The sequence below is a fragment of the Epibacterium sp. HA2-3 genome (assembly GCF_055693725.2).
This window is the reverse complement of the sequence record NZ_CM172490.1, coordinates 405,635-420,934: the sequence shown is the minus strand read 5'-3', so window position 1 is coordinate 420,934 and position 15,300 is coordinate 405,635. Positions and strand designations below refer to the sequence as shown.

The window sequence follows — 15,300 nt, the reverse complement described above, 5'->3', positions numbered from 1 at the left end:
GCACTGATGCTGGCTGCGGCTGGCTTGCCGCTCTATATCCACCTACCGCGATACGCGACGGGGGAGCTTGGCATGAGTCTTGCCACCCTCGGCGTGATCCTGGCCGGCATCCGGGTGATGGATTTTGCACAGGACCCCGCGATTGGCTGGCTGGTGGACCGCTACCCGCGTCAAAAGCCTGCCTTTGCCACCCTTGCCGCTCTGGGCATGGCACTGGGGTTTGTGATGCTCTACACGCTGCGGCCCGAGACGGGCAGCACGGTGTGGTTTACCGCAGCCCTTGCGGTGGTATTCACCGCCTACAGCCTTGGGACGATCTTGTTTTACGGGCAAAGCGCCGCACTGGCGGCGCAGGGAAACGGGCTGATTTCACTGGCCGGCTACCGTGAGGCAGGCACGCTGGCGGGCATTATCATTGCCGCGAGTGCCCCGGCGGCACTGGTGGCACTTGGGGCATCGGGCAGTGGATACGGCGCATTTGGTATCCTGTTGGCCGCTATCTGCCTCGTCGCGCTCTGGTCAAGCCGCCCGCTCTGGCGCGTCCCAAGTGCGTCTGACGCCCCTTTGACCCTGTCCGACTTGCGCAGCTCGGGGGCCCTCGGCCTTCTGGCGCTGGCGTTTGTGAATGCGCTGCCGGTGGCAATCACCTCGACGCTGTTCTTGTTCTTTGTCGAAGACAGGCTTCTGCTGCCGGAGTTTGCCGGCCCCTTCCTGATCCTGTTCTTTCTCGCAGCCGGGCTCTCGGTGCCGGTCTGGACCCGCACCGCAGCGCGATATGGGGCGACTCGCAGCCTGATCTTTGCGATGTGCCTCGCCATTCTGGCCTTTGTCGGCGCCGCTCTCCTGCCTGCGGGTGCAGCCTTTGGATTTGCGCTGATCTGCATTGGGTCCGGCGCTGCGCTTGGCGCAGATATGGTCATCCTGCCCGCCCTTTTTGCAGGCGCGCTCGATCGTGCAGGGCTGCAAGCTGGTCGCGCCTTCGGGCTTTGGTCCTTTGCCGCAAAGCTTGCACTCGCAAGCGCGGCGGCACTGCTGCTGCCGCTGCTCGAAGTGAGCGGTTATCGGCCCGGCGAAACAAATCCCGCAGCGGCGCTGACCGCGCTGACCCTCGCCTACGCGGTTCTGCCCTGTGTCATCAAATGCGCCGCAATCGTGCTGGCGCTGCAACTTCCCCGTGAAGAGGTCCATGCATGAAACTCCTCCTCGGCATCACTGTCCTCGTGCTGCTCTTGCTTTTGTGGCGGCCCGGCTTTGGCTTTCGCGCCCAGCGCCCCTCTGACTACACCGGCACAGGTCCTGCCTTTGACATCCGCACACATCTGAACGGGCGTTTCATTTCCGAAGGGATGATCTACGGGCCAACCGGCCGCGTGGTCTCCCGCTTTGTGGCTGAGATGAACGGCACCTGGGACGGCACCCGTGGCACGCTGTCAGAAGATTTTTCCTATGCTGGCGGTGGCACACAGGCCAGACAATGGAACCTCGAGATCCACGAAAACGGCAGCTTCACCGCAACTGCAGAGGATATCATCGGCACGGGCACAGGCCAGCACGAAGGCGCCACGGTGCGGCTTCAGTATCGCATTCGCCTGCCCAAGGATGCCGGTGGTCATGTGCTTGATGTGACTGACTGGATGTATCTAATGGAGAATGGGACCATCATGAACCGTTCCGAGATGCGCAAATTCGGCATCAAGGTTGCAGAGCTTGTCGCCACCATTCGCCCCGCGCCCGACACAGACGCACCGGAACAGTCATGAGCTTCAAAAATCAAACATGGTGGATCATCGGCGCGAGCGAGGGTCTTGGGCGCGCATTGGCCGAAGCCCTCGACCAAGAAGGCGCATCCTTGATCCTGTCTGCACGCAACGCAGACCGTCTGCAGGCGCTTTCTGACGGGCTCGGTGATGCGCAAGCCCTGCCTATGGATGTCACCGATTCGCGCTCGGTTGCGAGTGCCGCCGAAGCCGCCTCTGATGCTGACGGGGTGATCTATTGTGCCGGTCTGTACGACCCGATGACAGTACAGGAATGGGAACCCGAAACCGCAGAGGCCATCTGCGAAGTCAATTTCATGGGCGCAATGCGCGCCATGGGACGGGTGGCCCCACGGTTCGCCAGACGCGGGCATGGGCATATTGTGTTGATTGGCTCGCTCGCGGGGTTCACCGGGCTTCCGGGGGCAATCGGCTATGGCGCCTCCAAGGCGGCAGTGATGCATCTGGGCGAGAACCTGCACCGCGATCTGCGCGACAGCGGCGTGAAAGTACAGGTGGTCAATCCAGGCTTTATCAAGACCCGGCTTACGGCCAAGAATGACTTCAAGATGCCGATGATCCAGACCCCCGAAGATGCCGCTGCCTGCTGCATCAAGGCGATGCGCTCAAATCGGTTCCAGACTTCTTTTCCCGCGCCGTTTTCGTGGGTGTTTCGCATCGCTGCACTCCTGCCCCGCAAATTGGTAACGAGGTTGATATGACAGACCCGCGCACAGTCGTGATTTTTGGAGCCTCAGGCGGCATTGGCCGCGCCCTGGTGGAAACCTATGCCGGCATGTCGGCGGTTGAGACGGTCCATGCCGTATCCCGCGGGGGTGACATCTCCTTTGAAGGGTCGCCCGCTGGCCAAGAGAAAATCGCTCAACATCAAGCAGATATAACATCCGACTCGGATCTTGAAGCACTCGCAACGCGGATCGGTGCGGCGGATATGGTGATTGTGGCAACCGGCATTCTGACCGACCAAGGGACAGGGCTTTCACCGGAAAAGAGCTACCGGCATCAGGACAAAGCCGCGTTTGAGCAGGTGTTCGGCATCAACACGATCGGCCCTGCGCTGGTGGCCAAACACTTTCTGGGGCGGATGCCCCGCAAGGGACGCACGGTTTTTGCGGCACTGGCCGCTCGGGTGGGATCCATCAGCGACAACGGCCTCGGCGGTTGGCACGCCTATCGTGCCTCCAAGGCTGCATTGTGTATGCTGATGCGCAACTACGCCATCGAGGTTGCACGCAAGAACGAAGATGCGATCTGCGTCTGCCTGCACCCCGGCACCGTAGACACGGGGCTTTCCGCCCCGTTTCAGGGCAATGTTCCCGAAGGCAAACTGTTCACGCCTGAATACTCTGCAAAATGCCTGGCCTCCGTCCTGAGCCAACTGACCCCCAAAGACAGCGGCAAACAGTTCGACTGGGCGGGTGCGGAGGTACCAGCCTAATCCAAATCCCAACGCGCCCGTCTTGCACCCAAGGCGCGTTCCAGCGAGACTGTTCGCACATGGCGCGCCGTCTGGCGGCGCTGGGAGGGAGCCCCATTCATGCTGAAATCTGTCCGCTTGCGCCTGCTCATTCTGGCGCTGCTACCGCTTATCGTGTTGATGCCGCTTTTGATGGTGGTGGCGATGGCGCGTTGGAATGCGGATTACGATAAAATATTGATCGAAAAGGTCGAAAGCGATCTGCGCATCGCCGAGCAATATCTCGGCCACCTTCAGAGCAACTCGGCGCGTGCGCTGCAAGGACTTGCCCAATCAGCCGAGATCGCAGACGTCCTCACGCGCGACCCAGGTTTGACGCCAGCCTTTCTGGAGCAAAGCCAGGATCGCCTTGGACTCGATTTTCTCTATCTTTTACAAGGCAATGAGCTGACTGACGCCAAAGAAAAATGGCCAGTCATCTTTCAAGCTGCCGTTGGCCGCATGGTCTCGGAGATCGATATTCTCTCGGCCAGCGATCTGGCGGCCCTTTCCCCCGCGCTGGCGGCAGAAGCCCGGATTGAGCTGATCGAGACCGAAGCCGCCGCCCCTGCCGATCACACCGTGGAGGATCGGGGCATGGTGGTTCACACCGCAGCCCCAGTGCGCGTGAATGGCGAGATCCGGGTGTTGGTGGGGGGGATCTTGCTCAACCGCAACCTTGATTTCATCGATACGCTCAACGAACTCGTCTATCTGCAAGGACAGTACAGCGATGGGCGACAAGGCACCGCCACCCTGTTTTTATCAGACACCCGCGTCTCCACAAATGTGCGCCTCTTCGAGGACGTGCGTGCGCTTGGCACGCGGGTGTCAGCGGCGGTACGTGACGCGGTGCTCGGCAAGGGGCGCACATGGCTCGACAGCGCCTTTGTCGTGAATGATTGGTACATTTCGGGGTATCTGCCGATCAGCGACAGCTTTGGCAAACGGGTCGGCATGCTCTACGTCGGCTTCCTGGAAGCCCCCTATGAGACCGCAAAACGCGCGGCCTATTGGACGGTAGTTGGGGCATTTGTGCTGGTGATCGCACTCACCGCGCCGCTGTTCTTGTGGTTGGCTAAAGGGATCTTTGCCCCGCTCGAGCAGATGACGCGCACCATGGCGCGGGTGGAGCGCGGCGACCTCACCGCCCGCAATCAGACCTCGGCGCGCGGTGACGAGATCGGTCAGGTGGCCAATCACCTCAACACATTGCTTGATCAGGTCCAGGAACGAGACCGGCGGCTGCGCAACTGGGCCGGAGAGCTGAACCTGCGCGTCGAAGAGCGCACGCGAGAGTTGCAAGTCGCAAATGCCAAACTCGAAGAGACCTTTCGCCAGCTGGTGATGAGTGAAAAACTGGCCTCGATCGGGGAAATCACCGCAGGTGTCGCCCATGAGATCAACAATCCCGTCGCGGTGATCCAGGGCAATGTGGATGTGATGCGTATGACCCTTGGCGACGCAGCAGAGCCGGTGCGCACCGAGCTCGATCTGATCGACAATCAAGTGATGCGCATCGGGGCCATCGTGGGCAAACTCTTGCAGTTCGCGCGCCCGTCGGAGTTTGGCACCTTTGCCGAGCATGTGGATGTGGCCGCCGTGGTCCGCGACTGTCTTGTGTTGGTGGATCACGTCATCTCGAAACAAGAGGTGCGGGTCCTCACACAGTTTGACGCCGCGCCACACGTCCGCATCGACCCCGGCGAATTGCAACAGGTGGTGATCAATATCATCATCAACGCCAGTCAGGCGATGGAGGGCAAAGGCACGCTTGCGATCTCTGTTGCAGGCGAGGTACGCGATGCACAGACAGGTGTTGCCCTGCGGATCGCCGACACCGGCCCCGGCATCCCCATGGAGCGGATAGATCACATATTCGACCCTTTCTTTACGACAAAACAGGGCGAAGGCACGGGGCTTGGGCTGTCCATCAGCCAGACCCTCATTCAGCGGGCTGGCGGGCGCATCACGGTGCGCAACAGACGCGCGCGGGGGGCGGAGTTCTTGATCTGGCTGCCAGAGCCAACTGACGCGGATGACCCGGATCAGAGATAACGCGCTGTTTCGCGCAAGACGCAGGCGGCGCTATAGCCCCCAGCTTGCGCATTTCCTGTCGACAGTCTTGCGCGACACGCCCAGTCGTCGGGCCGCCTCGGCCCGGTTCCCATCGCAGGCGTCCAACACGTGCATGATGTGGCGCTGCATGACCATATCGAGGTTTTCGACGGCGGCGGCTCCGATCACAGAGCCCGTGCCGGAAAACTCTTCGGGAAAAGCGCCAAGGATAACAGAGCGTTCGATCAGATTACGCAACTCGCGCACATTACCTGGCCACGCATAGCGCGAGAATTTCAGAAGTGTTTCCTCATCAAGTTCCAGCGCGGGCATGCCGAGGCTGAGCGCAAATTGATCCATGAACAGAGCGGCCAGTTCCACAATATCCTCGATGCGCTCTTTGAGGGCGGGCATCTCGATATTGACCACATTGATCCGGTGATAAAGGTCAGCGCGGAATTTTCCCTCCTCGACCGCCTGCGGCAGATCCGCATTGGTGGCCAACAAAAAGCGCAGGTTGAGCGGAATATCACGTTCGGCGCCTACCGGGCGAACCTTTTGATCCTCCAGAACCCGCAACAGGGCCGCCTGCACCTGTTCGGGCATCTGCGCCACCTCATCCAAAAACAGCGTGCCACCATCTGCATGCAAAAACAGCCCATCACGGCGGCGATCTTGCGCGTCCACGACGCCGAAAAGCTCTTCGGCAAGCCGATCCGGCGACAGGCTGGCACAGTTGATGGCAACAAAGGGCTGCTCTGCGCGATCCGACAGCGAATGCAGTGTGCGGGCCGCGATCTCCTTGCCGGTTCCCGACGCCCCCGTAAACAGCACCGGCGTCGGCAGCGGCGCGAGACGCTGCAACATCTTTCGCACCTTCTCAATGGCGGCAGATTTTCCGAGAAGACGCCCCCGCGCGCTGGATTTCTCGGCAGAGAGCTCGTGTTTCAACAGGTAGTTTTCACGCCGCAGGTACTTGCGGTCGAGGGCGCGCGCCACCGCATTGAGGATCTGATTGGCGCGAAACGGCTTGAGCACAAAATCTGCAATTCCGATCCGCAGCGCCTGAATCGCCGTATCGAGGTCCGCATAGGCTGTGACCAGGATGGTATCGGCAAACAAACCGACCCGGCGCTGTTCAGCCACCCAATCAAGGCCGGTTTTGCCCGGCATGATGTTATCAAGCACAATGAGGTCGAAATGGGCCTTGTCGAGAATATCCGACGCCTCGGCCGCCGACGCGGCCTGCTCCACGCGCTTGCAGCGGGGTTCCAGGATTTTTGTCATGAAATGACGCATCCCGGGTTCGTCATCAATCACAAGGATCGACGCTGACGACAGTGATTCGGAGTATTCGTCGCGAATGACGCTGGAGACGTTCATCTGAGGGTGTCAGTTCAGGCGCACGGCGGTACCGGAGTTTTGCTCCTGCGCCGAATACCCTGCCTGCTCCAGCGCAAGATCTGCGCCCACGGCGATGACGGCGATGAGGGCAAAGCCTGTTAGCATGGCTTTCATTTCAATTATCCTCCGAAAGTTGTGTCACGGTTTTCAGATAGTCTATCAGATCCTGGCGATCTGTGGGGGCGGTGATGCGCTGCATCGGCATCTTGGACCCCGGAATATAATGGTCAGGGCCGAGATCAAACAGGGCATCGATGGTCTCGGCACCCCAGATGATGTCAGACTGCGCCAGCGTGTCGGAATACCGATAGCCAGGCAGACTGCCGGCCGGTCGTCCAAAGAGCCCCGCCAGATGAGGACCGGCGCGCCGCTGCTCTGTGGCGACCAAGTCGTGGCAAACCGAGCATTTTCGCATGAATTGGCGCTCACCATTGGGCATGGTTTCAGGCGCCTGCAGGAATGTGCGGGTCTCGGTTCCCGCCGCTGGGCTGTTGGCCATCAGCGCGATAGGCCAGCCATAGATCACATCGTGTATGCCGCCTGCCCAGACCCGCTGGCCGTCCTTTGAAAACGCCAGAGCCCAGACGGGGCCTTCGCGCATGGCCCGAAAATCGCGCGCAATGCTCCAGTCGTGTGTGTCGATCATCATGATATAGCCATGCCCATCACCCACGGCGATCTGCTGGCTCTCGGCATGATGCGCAAGGGCCAGTATGGGCCGCCGGTCGAGGGTGAAATCGGCAATCTCGGCCCCGGTTTCTGCGTTGATCACACGGGTGCCGCCATCAACGGCGCCATAGGCCAGCCAGCCAGCATCAGAGAGCACCAAACGGTTGATGCCAAACCCTTGTTCCGCCAGAATTCGTGGGGCAGCCTCCGGGCTGTCGAAGACTTGGATCTGCCCGGTCATGGTGGCAACAAAGAGGCGCCCGGTCCCGTCAAAGGCAAGATCGTTCACGCCCGTTCCAACCGCGATGCGGCGGGGCGTGCCCGCACTCAGAGGCCAAAGACCGATGCCGCCATCCCAGCTTGCGGAGGCGAGCCATTCCCCATCGCGCGAGAGGTCCAAGGCGCGGATCTTGGCGGTATGCCGTCCGATCTCTTGGGGGTGGCCCTGCTGCCAGCGATAAATCACAAAGTCATCGCCCGCGCTGAACAGGGTATCATCAGGGCCAAAAGCCACCACGGTCGCGGCTGCTTCATGTGCCTCGAGCCAGCTGGGCGCTCCCTCCTGCCAGAGTGAAACGGAATTGTCGAAACTGGCGCTGGCCACGTGCCCCCGATCGTTCACGGCAAGCGCCATGATCGGCCCTCCGTGTCCTTTGAGGGTCTGGAACTCCTCCGCGCTCACCCCAGAGGCGGCGCAGAGGAGCAGGCCAAGAGCCAGTCGCCGCAGCATCGCGTCACTCCGCCGGAGTGGCGCTCGCGTCGCTGCCTTTTGCGCGCTCTTTTTCCTTCACTTCTTCGAGCCAGATCGAATGGTGCTGATGGGCCCAGGCCTCATCCACTTCGCCCGACCCCATGGCATCATAGGCGCCTTCCATGCCGACAGAGCCGATATAAATATGCGCGATGATGATCGCCATAAGGACAAAGCCGACAATGGCGTGCCAGAGCTGTGCAAGCTGCATTTCGCCATGTGGCGTAAGCTCGGTGGGAAGAACCCCAAAGCCCAGCAATTCCGGGATTCCCGTGCTGTTCAGAGCGGCAAAGGTCTTGGCAAAGAGCGGCATCTCGAAGGGAAACAGCAGCGACAGACCAGAGACGGAAATCGAGGCCCCGAGCAAGATCACCGACCAGAAGATCACCTTCTGCCCTGCGTTGAATTTCTTTGCGGGCGGGTGCTTGCTGCCGATGATACCACCGAACTGCTTGAGCCAGACAAGATCGAGCTTGTTTGGGATGTTATGCGCCACCCACATGAAAAAGACCACGATCAGCGCCAGCATGAAGGCCCACGATACGGAGTTGTGGATCCACTTGGAGCCGATGAGCAGCACCGAATTCACATCCTTGCCCAGGTAGGGCAGGATTGCGACGCGCCCAAAGAGCGTCAAAAGCCCGGTGATACCCAGCAGGATGAACGATCCCGCAAGCGTCCAATGGGCCATGCGCTCAACAAAGGCAAAGCGGGTCACGGTGCGTCCGGTCTTGTCTGCATCGATACCGATCCGGCCCCGCAGCACAAAGAAGACAGCGAGCGCGGCAATCGTACCCAAAAGGAGCCACCCGCCATATTGACGCAGCGGTCCTTCGCGGAAGCTCAGCCAGCTCATGCCGCCATCCTGCACCAGAACCGTGGCAACATCGCCGCCGGCCGAAACACTGATGTCGGCAGAATTATAGCGCAATGCGCGCCAGAGTTCGGGGTCGGACTGGCCTCCAAGGGTGCCAAGCTGCTGTTCAATCCCGGCGGCAAGCTCGGGGTTGCCCGTGGCCTCGCTGCGGAAGCTGTCGTCCAGCTCCTCGCCACGTTGCCGCGCGAGAATATCCTCGAGCGTCTGCGCGCCGCCGGTGGCGGAGCGGTCAGGCGCAGCTGGGCTCGCCTCCTGCGCGTTGACAGAAAGGCCGCAAAGCAAGGCCAGTTTGAGGACGAATACGAAAATCAGGCGCGGCATGGATGGACCTCCCGTTGAGCCGGATTTGTTAAGATGAATTATTCGTATAGGGGAAGGGGCCCGCCAAACGGCGGGCCGCCTCCCGTTGTAGGCGTTTTGGGATCAAAAGGAGGCGTTAGCCACCTTTCTGATCGTAGGCCGTGCCCCAACCCCAGGCGCCGGAACCAAAGCCACGGGCCACCACGCGCTCGCGGTAGATCGACGAAACGGTATCGCCATCGCCCGCCAGAAGCGCCTTGGTGGAGCACATCTCCGCGCAGATCGGCAACTTGCCTTCTGCAATCCGGTTGCGCCCGTATTTCTGGAACTCCGCCTGAGAGTTGTTCTCCTCGGGACCGCCTGCACAGAAGGTACATTTGTCCATCTTGCCGCGAGATCCGAAGTTACCCGCCTGCGGGAACTGCGGCGCGCCAAAGGGACATGCATAGAAGCAGTACCCACAGCCGATGCAGAGGTCCTTGGAGTGGAGAACCACCCCATCCTCGGTCTGGTAGAAACAGTCTACAGGACAGACCGCCATGCAGGGAGCATCGGAACAATGCATGCAGGCAACCGAGATCGAGCGTTCGCCGGGCTTACCATCGTTGATGGTCACAACACGGCGACGGTTGATGCCCCAGGGGACTTCATGCTCGTTCTTACAAGCGGTGACACAGGCGTTGCACTCGATGCAGCGTTCGGCGTCACAGAGGAACTTTGCTCTTGACATGTTTCTCTACTCCTTAGGCTGCTGAGATTTTGCAGAGGGTGGCTTTGGTCTCTTGCATCTGCGTGACAGAGTCATAGCCGTAGGTCTGCGCGGTGTTGGTGCTTTCACCCAGCACGTAAGGGTCGGCCCCGTCTGGATATTTATCCCTCAGATCCTTACCTTGGAAGTGCCCGCCAAAGTGGAACGGCATGAAGGCCACACCGGCCCCGACGCGTTCTGTCACCATGGCCATCACCTTGACCTTGCCGCCTTCCGGGCCTTCGACCCAGACCTGAGACCCATCGCGGATTCCGATGTCATTGGCATCGCGCGGATTGATCTCGACGAACATGTCCTGCTGCAGTTCTGCAAGCCACGGGTTCGAACGGGTCTCGTCACCGCCGCCCTCATATTCGACCAGACGGCCGGAGGTGAGGATGATCGGATACTCCTTGGAGACATCGTTCTTCTGGATCGAGGCATACATGGTGGGCAGACGATAGAATTTCCGATCCTCATAGGTCGGATAATCCGCCACCAGGTCACGCCGGTTGGTGTAGAGCGGCTCGCGGTGCAGCGGCACCGGATCCGGGAAGGTCCACACAACCGCACGAGCCTTGGCGTTCCCGAAGGGCGCGCAGCCGTGCTTGATCGCAACCCGCTGAATCCCACCGGAGAGGTCGGTTTTCCAGTTGGTCTTTGGCCCGGCAACAGCGTCGATCGCCGCGCGTTCCTCGGCCGTCAGGTCGCCATCCCAGCCCAGATCCATCAGCATCTGCATGGTGAACTCAGGATAGCCATCCTGAATCTCCGCACCGGGGTTGGAGACCCCTTCTGCCAGGAGATTTTCGCCATCACGCTCCACCCCGAAACGGGCGCGGAAACACAGACCACCTTCGGCGACAGGTTTGGACATGTCATAGAGGTTCGGTGTGCCCGGATGCTTCATTTCCGGCGTGCCCCAGCAGGGCCATGGCATCCCGTAGTAATCGCCATCCGCCGGGCCACCAACGGCCTGAAGCGTCGTGCGATCAAAGGTGTGCTGATTGGCCATATGGAGCTTGATGCGCTCCGGGCTCTGACCCGTGTAACCCACCGTCCACATGCCCGCATTGAACTCACGGGTGATGCTTTCGATGTTGGGGGTCTCGGCGTCTTCCATTTCGATATTGCGGAAGAGACGATCTGCCCAGCCGAACTTATTGGCGAATTTGGCCATGATGACGTGATCCGGCAGGCTCTCAAAGAGAGGCTCCACCACCTGATCGCGCCACTGCAGCGAACGGTTCGAGGCCGTGACAGAACCGCGGGTCTCAAACTGGGTACAGGCGGGCAGCAGATAGACACCATCGGTGCGATCATGCAGCACGGCAGAGACGGTCGGATAGGGGTCAACCACGACAAGCATGTCGAGTTTCTCCATCGCCGTCTTCATCTCCGTCATCCGGGTCTGAGAGTTCGGCGCGTGGCCCCAGAGAACCATGGCCCGAACATTGTTGGGCTGGTCCATGTTTTCCTTGTCTTCAAGGATACCGTCGATCCAGCGGGACACCGGAATGCCCGTCAGGTTCATCAGGTTCTTATCCTTGCCGTCGGCGCCTTTGACGGTTTCAAACTGACCCTTCAGCCAGTCCATGTCTTCGCCCCAGACGCGGCCCCAATGGCCCCATGCGCCAGCCGACAGACCATAATAGCCCGGCAGAGTGTGGCTCAGTACGCCAAGGTCGGTTGCCCCCTGCACGTTGTCGTGGCCGCGGAAGATGTTGGTGCCACCGCCGGACACACCCATGTTGCCAAGGGCCAGCTGCAGGATGCAGTAGGCGCGGGTGTTGTTGTTGCCATTGGTGTGCTGGGTGCCACCCATACACCAGATGACGGTGCCGGGTCGGTTGTTGACCAGGGTGCGCGCAACGCGCTTGAGCTGGCTACCCGGGGTGCCGGTGACGCGTTCGACCTCTTCGGGCGTCCATTTGGCCACTTCGGTCCGGATCTGATCCATACCCCAAACACGGGTGCGGATGAACTCGGTGTCTTCCCAACCGTTTTCAAAGATATGCCACAGGATGCCCCAAACGAGCGCCACGTCGGTGCCGGGACGGAAGCGGACATATTCATCCGCATGGGCCGCCGTACGCGTGAAACGCGGATCGCAGACGATCAGCGGCGCGTTGTTCTCTTCCTTGGCCTTCAGCACATGCAGCAGCGATACCGGATGCGCCTCGGCAGGGTTGCCACCGATGATGAAGATCGCCTTGGATTTATGGATGTCGTTGTAGCTGTTGGTCATGGCGCCGTAGCCCCATGTATTCGCAACACCCGCAACCGTGGTGGAGTGACAGATCCGGGCCTGGTGATCCACGTTGTTCGTACCCCAGTAGGCGGCGAACTTGCGGAACAGGTAGGCCTGTTCGTTGTTGTGCTTGGCAGAACCGAGCCAGTAGACGCTATCAGGGCCGCTTTCTTCGCGGATCTGCATCATGCCGTCGCCGATCTCGTCGATGGCCTGCTCCCAGCTGATGCGCTTCCACTCACCGCCTTCTTTCTTCATCGGGTACTTCAGGCGGCGCTCACCATGAGCGTGTTCACGCACCGAAGCGCCCTTGGCGCAATGCGCACCGAGGTTGAAGGGGCTGTCCCAGCCTGGCTCCTGGCCAACCCAGACACCGTTTTGCACCTCTGCCACCACGGTACAGCCGACCGAGCAGTGGGTGCAGACGGATTTGATCGTTTCCATCGCGCCGGTTGCAGACGCCGCCGCATTGGCTTGCGTCACTGTACCACCGGTTGCGCTGATGGCAGCAAGCCCGCCGATGGCAAGGCCAGATCCGCGCAGGAACGCGCGGCGGTCGACGGCTGACTCACCGACCTTGGACAGGATACTGGTCCGCTGGGGGCGTCGCGCAACCCCGTTGGTCTTTTTCCTAAGCATTTTAAAACCTCCCTTGCTTGCCCCTGAAATCAGAAGCGCGCTGGGTTCAATGAGAAACCTTCGCTCGGTCGGGCGTCACGCAACCAGTCGGCCAAGGCACGAAAAGCAACCGATCAGAACCGGGTGCTGTCGTAATAAGCGCGCGTATGCGCGGTATCCTGCATCTTGCTTGATGACAGGTCCGGGGTCGCGGCCTCCGCCTCGCCTCCGGTGGTTGCAAGCGCCACTGCCGCTGCGGGCGTGGTGGTTGCAGCCAGTTTCAGAAAGTCGCGGCGGCTTGCGCCATCCTCTTTCCGTGACATGTGGATCCTCCTCCTTTTGGGTCGTCTTGGGTCCAGTCATTCGGGCGTCCGGGCCGCCCCACCCTGCACCTGCCCCCTGCAGGCGCGCCGTTTTGGATTGCGGGCCTCAGCCCCCCATCCGAAATCCTTCGGCCTCGATCTCCATGAAGGCGCGACCCACCGCGCCCACCGAGGCATAAAGCACAGAGTTTTTCGCTCCTTCGAGATCCGCAAAGAAATGCGCAGCCCACGGGCCGATGTGCTTGTTGAAAAAGGTTTTTTGTTCCGCCAACGAGACCGGAGTGTTGAACCGCCCCACGATCATCGCCCCCATCATCTCCATGAGCGATGCGATATTGTCTTCGGGCTCGAATACGTTCGGCGCGCGGCTCAAGCCGCGAGCGCTCATGTCGTTGCGCAACGCCGCCAGAGGTTTTTCGTTGAGAAAACCCGTCAGATAGTAGCTTGCGTAGGGCAAGAGCTCGCCACGACCCAAACCGATGAACAGCGCGTTGAACTCGCGTTCAGCCGCGGCGGGTTTGGTGCGTTTGGCCACCCGGGCCAATTGAGTGATCGACTCCCCCAAGGGCGTAGCGTCCCCAGAGAGCCCAGCAGTCTGTTCCAGCAGCATCTCTGCCGGCGGGGCCGCAAGCATCAGGCCGAGATAGTTGTAAAGATCCGCGCGCAGACGGTCCTCTTCAGTGACCGTCTCTGCAGTCACGGCTGCCTCAGTCATCGAGCTCTCCTGTGTCATGTGCTGGCCGCCCCGTCCTCGAACACAAAGCGCATGCGGCGCGATGTGACGGGCGCCACGGCCTCTTCTTCGTGATCCCCGCCTGCAGCACTCGCATGCGCGGTCACGGATGGGGTTGCATCCTTAGGCGCAGTTGCGGGCGGCTCATTCGTCTCGGCTGGCGCGTCGAAATCCGCATCGTCCTGAACGACGTCTGGCGCATCTTCGGCTGGCTGTTCCTCTGTCGCACGCGCCGCGGCCGCCTCAAGCTCTGCCTGCCGCGCCAGCTCTTCCACATGGGCGGTCATGCCTTTACCAACCTGATAGGCCGTCTGGATGTTTTCGACCGCCATCGCGGCGTCGGTAAAATCCTCGCCGTAATCCAAAAGACCGTCGAGATTGGCCAGCACCGGGTTGGTCATCCAGAGCCGACGCAGGGCGCGTGTCTTCAGACGCGCTGGCACCGCCTCGCTCAAAAACGCCTTGAAGTCATCACCTGGCCCAAGCGTATCGGGATCTGGCAGGTCAAGCTCTGCCAGCAGCTCCTCATCGCTGCGCTCGGCGGCCTCGGCGTCACGCTCTGCTGCTTCCGCCTCTTTCAGGGCGCGCTCGCCCTGTGCGGCTTCCGCTTCAACCGCAGCGCGGCGGCGGGACCAGAAATCCTGCGCACTCATTGCAGACGCTCCTTGCGGGCTTTGACAGGTGCGCGGTAGACGTCCGACAGCTGCGGGATACGTGCATCGCCAACGCCCTCTTCTTCGAGATCCACGCGTTGCCTGTCGCGGCGTCGTTTTTTGAATTCCTCTTCTTTGAAATGCGCCAACGTGAAGTCGCGCACCCAGGCCACCAGACCGGCAGGCATGTCAACTTTCTCAACCTGGTCCTCGCCCGTATCGGCGTAGTCCTGCGCCTCGAAAGGCGATGCCGTGACCAGAGCCACCTCTGGGCGCGCATCCGCACCGGGGCGCATCACGACATAGATGCTAGGCGGATTGGCGGTGAGCCCCTGCATGTAGGCCTCGGCATCCGCACGGTGGAGTTCCAGCGGCAGGGTCGCGGCGTGAAATTCGCTCGCCTCGCCTTCTTCGCGCAGCAGGCTCCAATCGGCTTCTGCAGCGCCAGGCAGAACCGCAACCGCGCGCCAAGACCATTTGGCCCAAGGCGTCACACCCGGCGTGCGCCGGATCACGACTCCAAGGGGCATAACCACTGTCTTTGCGTTGGCTTGGTTCACGGATGTTCCCTGGCTTGTTTTGACAAGCTTGCCGCAAAAGGGCCTGCATGCGAAAGCACACAGTGCCCCCAGATTGAGCATTTCACGCTTAAGGGGACATTTTGACTCGCGGTTTTTACGG

The 15,300-nt window shown here is 60.9% G+C and carries 15 protein-coding genes; 5 read left to right on the top strand and 10 right to left on the bottom strand.

The genetic code is table 11. The annotated features are described in order from the left end of the window. Nucleotides 1-6 precede the first annotated feature (6 nt). From ACZ1HH_RS02080 to ACZ1HH_RS02060, 5 genes are all read left to right on the top strand, one after another. Nucleotides 7-1,194, top strand: coding sequence for an MFS transporter (locus ACZ1HH_RS02080; protein WP_472637342.1), 1,188 nt, complete (start codon nt 7-9; stop codon nt 1,192-1,194). Continuing rightward, nucleotides 1,191-1,760 (top strand): DUF3833 domain-containing protein, encoded by a 570-nt coding sequence (locus ACZ1HH_RS02075; protein ID WP_011537757.1) that lies wholly within the window; start codon nt 1,191-1,193, stop codon nt 1,758-1,760. The genes ACZ1HH_RS02080 and ACZ1HH_RS02075 overlap by 4 nt, the downstream gene beginning before the upstream one ends. After that, nucleotides 1,757-2,479, top strand: a complete 723-nt coding sequence (locus tag ACZ1HH_RS02070; protein ID WP_011537756.1) for an SDR family NAD(P)-dependent oxidoreductase — start codon at nt 1,757-1,759, stop codon at nt 2,477-2,479. Before ACZ1HH_RS02075 ends, ACZ1HH_RS02070 begins: the two co-directional genes overlap by 4 nt. Next, a complete protein-coding gene (locus tag ACZ1HH_RS02065; RefSeq protein WP_472637177.1) occupies nt 2,476-3,216 on the top strand; it encodes an SDR family NAD(P)-dependent oxidoreductase in 741 nt (246 codons plus the stop codon). Before ACZ1HH_RS02070 ends, ACZ1HH_RS02065 begins: the two co-directional genes overlap by 4 nt. Before the next feature lie 99 nt (nt 3,217-3,315). Next, nucleotides 3,316-5,292 carry a sensor histidine kinase gene (locus tag ACZ1HH_RS02060; protein WP_472637176.1) on the top strand — a complete coding sequence of 659 codons (1,977 nt, stop codon included), beginning with the start codon at nt 3,316-3,318 and terminating at the stop codon, nt 5,290-5,292. A gap of 30 nt (nt 5,293-5,322) precedes the next feature. Here the strand turns inward: ACZ1HH_RS02060 and ACZ1HH_RS02055 are convergent, their stop codons facing one another. From ACZ1HH_RS02055 to ACZ1HH_RS02010, 10 genes are all read right to left on the bottom strand, one after another. Beyond that, on the bottom strand, nt 5,323-6,675 hold the full coding sequence (locus ACZ1HH_RS02055) for a sigma-54-dependent transcriptional regulator (protein WP_416367889.1): 1,353 nt from the start codon (nt 6,673-6,675) through the stop codon (nt 5,323-5,325). A 9-nt stretch (nt 6,676-6,684) separates the two neighbouring features. Continuing rightward, nucleotides 6,685-6,810, bottom strand: a complete 126-nt coding sequence (locus tag ACZ1HH_RS02050; RefSeq protein ID WP_256378211.1) for a hypothetical protein — start codon at nt 6,808-6,810, stop codon at nt 6,685-6,687. Between the two features lies 1 nt (nt 6,811). Next, nucleotides 6,812-8,095 (bottom strand): c-type cytochrome, encoded by a 1,284-nt coding sequence (locus tag ACZ1HH_RS02045; protein ID WP_472637175.1) that lies wholly within the window; start codon nt 8,093-8,095, stop codon nt 6,812-6,814. 4 nt (nt 8,096-8,099) lie between these two features. Then, nucleotides 8,100-9,314 (bottom strand): formate dehydrogenase subunit gamma, encoded by a 1,215-nt coding sequence (locus ACZ1HH_RS02040; RefSeq protein ID WP_472637174.1) that lies wholly within the window; start codon nt 9,312-9,314, stop codon nt 8,100-8,102. A gap of 115 nt (nt 9,315-9,429) precedes the next feature. Next, the gene (gene fdh3B, locus ACZ1HH_RS02035) at nt 9,430-10,023 is read right to left on the bottom strand and encodes a formate dehydrogenase FDH3 subunit beta (protein WP_011537750.1); all 594 of its coding nucleotides are present in this window, start codon (nt 10,021-10,023) and stop codon (nt 9,430-9,432) included. A gap of 13 nt (nt 10,024-10,036) precedes the next feature. After that, nucleotides 10,037-12,931, bottom strand: coding sequence for a formate dehydrogenase subunit alpha (locus ACZ1HH_RS02030; protein ID WP_011537749.1), 2,895 nt, complete (start codon nt 12,929-12,931; stop codon nt 10,037-10,039). A 113-nt stretch (nt 12,932-13,044) separates the two neighbouring features. Then, nucleotides 13,045-13,233 (bottom strand): twin-arginine translocation signal domain-containing protein, encoded by a 189-nt coding sequence (locus tag ACZ1HH_RS02025; protein WP_416367887.1) that lies wholly within the window; start codon nt 13,231-13,233, stop codon nt 13,045-13,047. 106 nt (nt 13,234-13,339) lie between these two features. Then, nucleotides 13,340-13,948 (bottom strand): TorD/DmsD family molecular chaperone, encoded by a 609-nt coding sequence (locus tag ACZ1HH_RS02020; RefSeq protein WP_487320349.1) that lies wholly within the window; start codon nt 13,946-13,948, stop codon nt 13,340-13,342. A gap of 14 nt (nt 13,949-13,962) precedes the next feature. Next, nucleotides 13,963-14,619: a DUF3306 domain-containing protein gene (locus ACZ1HH_RS02015; RefSeq protein WP_472637173.1), complete on the bottom strand. Its 657-nt coding sequence runs from the start codon at nt 14,617-14,619 to the stop codon at nt 13,963-13,965. After that, nucleotides 14,616-15,149 (bottom strand): DUF3305 domain-containing protein, encoded by a 534-nt coding sequence (locus ACZ1HH_RS02010; protein WP_472637172.1) that lies wholly within the window; start codon nt 15,147-15,149, stop codon nt 14,616-14,618. Before ACZ1HH_RS02010 ends, ACZ1HH_RS02015 begins: the two co-directional genes overlap by 4 nt. Between the last annotated feature and the right edge of the window lie 151 nt (nt 15,150-15,300).

Excerpts from the sequence above, each read along its gene's own strand:
- ACZ1HH_RS02080 (WP_472637342.1), top strand. The coding sequence starts at position 7 with ATGCTGGCTGCGGCTGGCTTGCCGCTCTATATCCACCTACCGCGATAC.
- ACZ1HH_RS02075 (WP_011537757.1), top strand. The coding sequence starts at position 1,191 with ATGAAACTCCTCCTCGGCATCACTGTCCTCGTGCTGCTCTTGCTTTTG.
- ACZ1HH_RS02070 (WP_011537756.1), top strand. The coding sequence starts at position 1,757 with ATGAGCTTCAAAAATCAAACATGGTGGATCATCGGCGCGAGCGAGGGT.
- ACZ1HH_RS02065 (WP_472637177.1), top strand. The coding sequence starts at position 2,476 with ATGACAGACCCGCGCACAGTCGTGATTTTTGGAGCCTCAGGCGGCATT.
- ACZ1HH_RS02060 (WP_472637176.1), top strand. The coding sequence starts at position 3,316 with ATGCTGAAATCTGTCCGCTTGCGCCTGCTCATTCTGGCGCTGCTACCG.
- ACZ1HH_RS02055 (WP_416367889.1), bottom strand. The coding sequence starts at position 6,675 with ATGAACGTCTCCAGCGTCATTCGCGACGAATACTCCGAATCACTGTCG.
- ACZ1HH_RS02050 (WP_256378211.1), bottom strand. The coding sequence starts at position 6,810 with ATGAAAGCCATGCTAACAGGCTTTGCCCTCATCGCCGTCATCGCCGTG.
- ACZ1HH_RS02045 (WP_472637175.1), bottom strand. The coding sequence starts at position 8,095 with ATGCTGCGGCGACTGGCTCTTGGCCTGCTCCTCTGCGCCGCCTCTGGG.
- ACZ1HH_RS02040 (WP_472637174.1), bottom strand. The coding sequence starts at position 9,314 with ATGCCGCGCCTGATTTTCGTATTCGTCCTCAAACTGGCCTTGCTTTGC.
- fdh3B (WP_011537750.1), bottom strand. The coding sequence starts at position 10,023 with ATGTCAAGAGCAAAGTTCCTCTGTGACGCCGAACGCTGCATCGAGTGC.
- ACZ1HH_RS02030 (WP_011537749.1), bottom strand. The coding sequence starts at position 12,931 with ATGCTTAGGAAAAAGACCAACGGGGTTGCGCGACGCCCCCAGCGGACC.
- ACZ1HH_RS02025 (WP_416367887.1), bottom strand. The coding sequence starts at position 13,233 with ATGTCACGGAAAGAGGATGGCGCAAGCCGCCGCGACTTTCTGAAACTG.
- ACZ1HH_RS02020 (WP_487320349.1), bottom strand. The coding sequence starts at position 13,948 with ATGACTGAGGCAGCCGTGACTGCAGAGACGGTCACTGAAGAGGACCGT.
- ACZ1HH_RS02015 (WP_472637173.1), bottom strand. The coding sequence starts at position 14,619 with ATGAGTGCGCAGGATTTCTGGTCCCGCCGCCGCGCTGCGGTTGAAGCG.
- ACZ1HH_RS02010 (WP_472637172.1), bottom strand. The coding sequence starts at position 15,149 with ATGCCCCTTGGAGTCGTGATCCGGCGCACGCCGGGTGTGACGCCTTGG.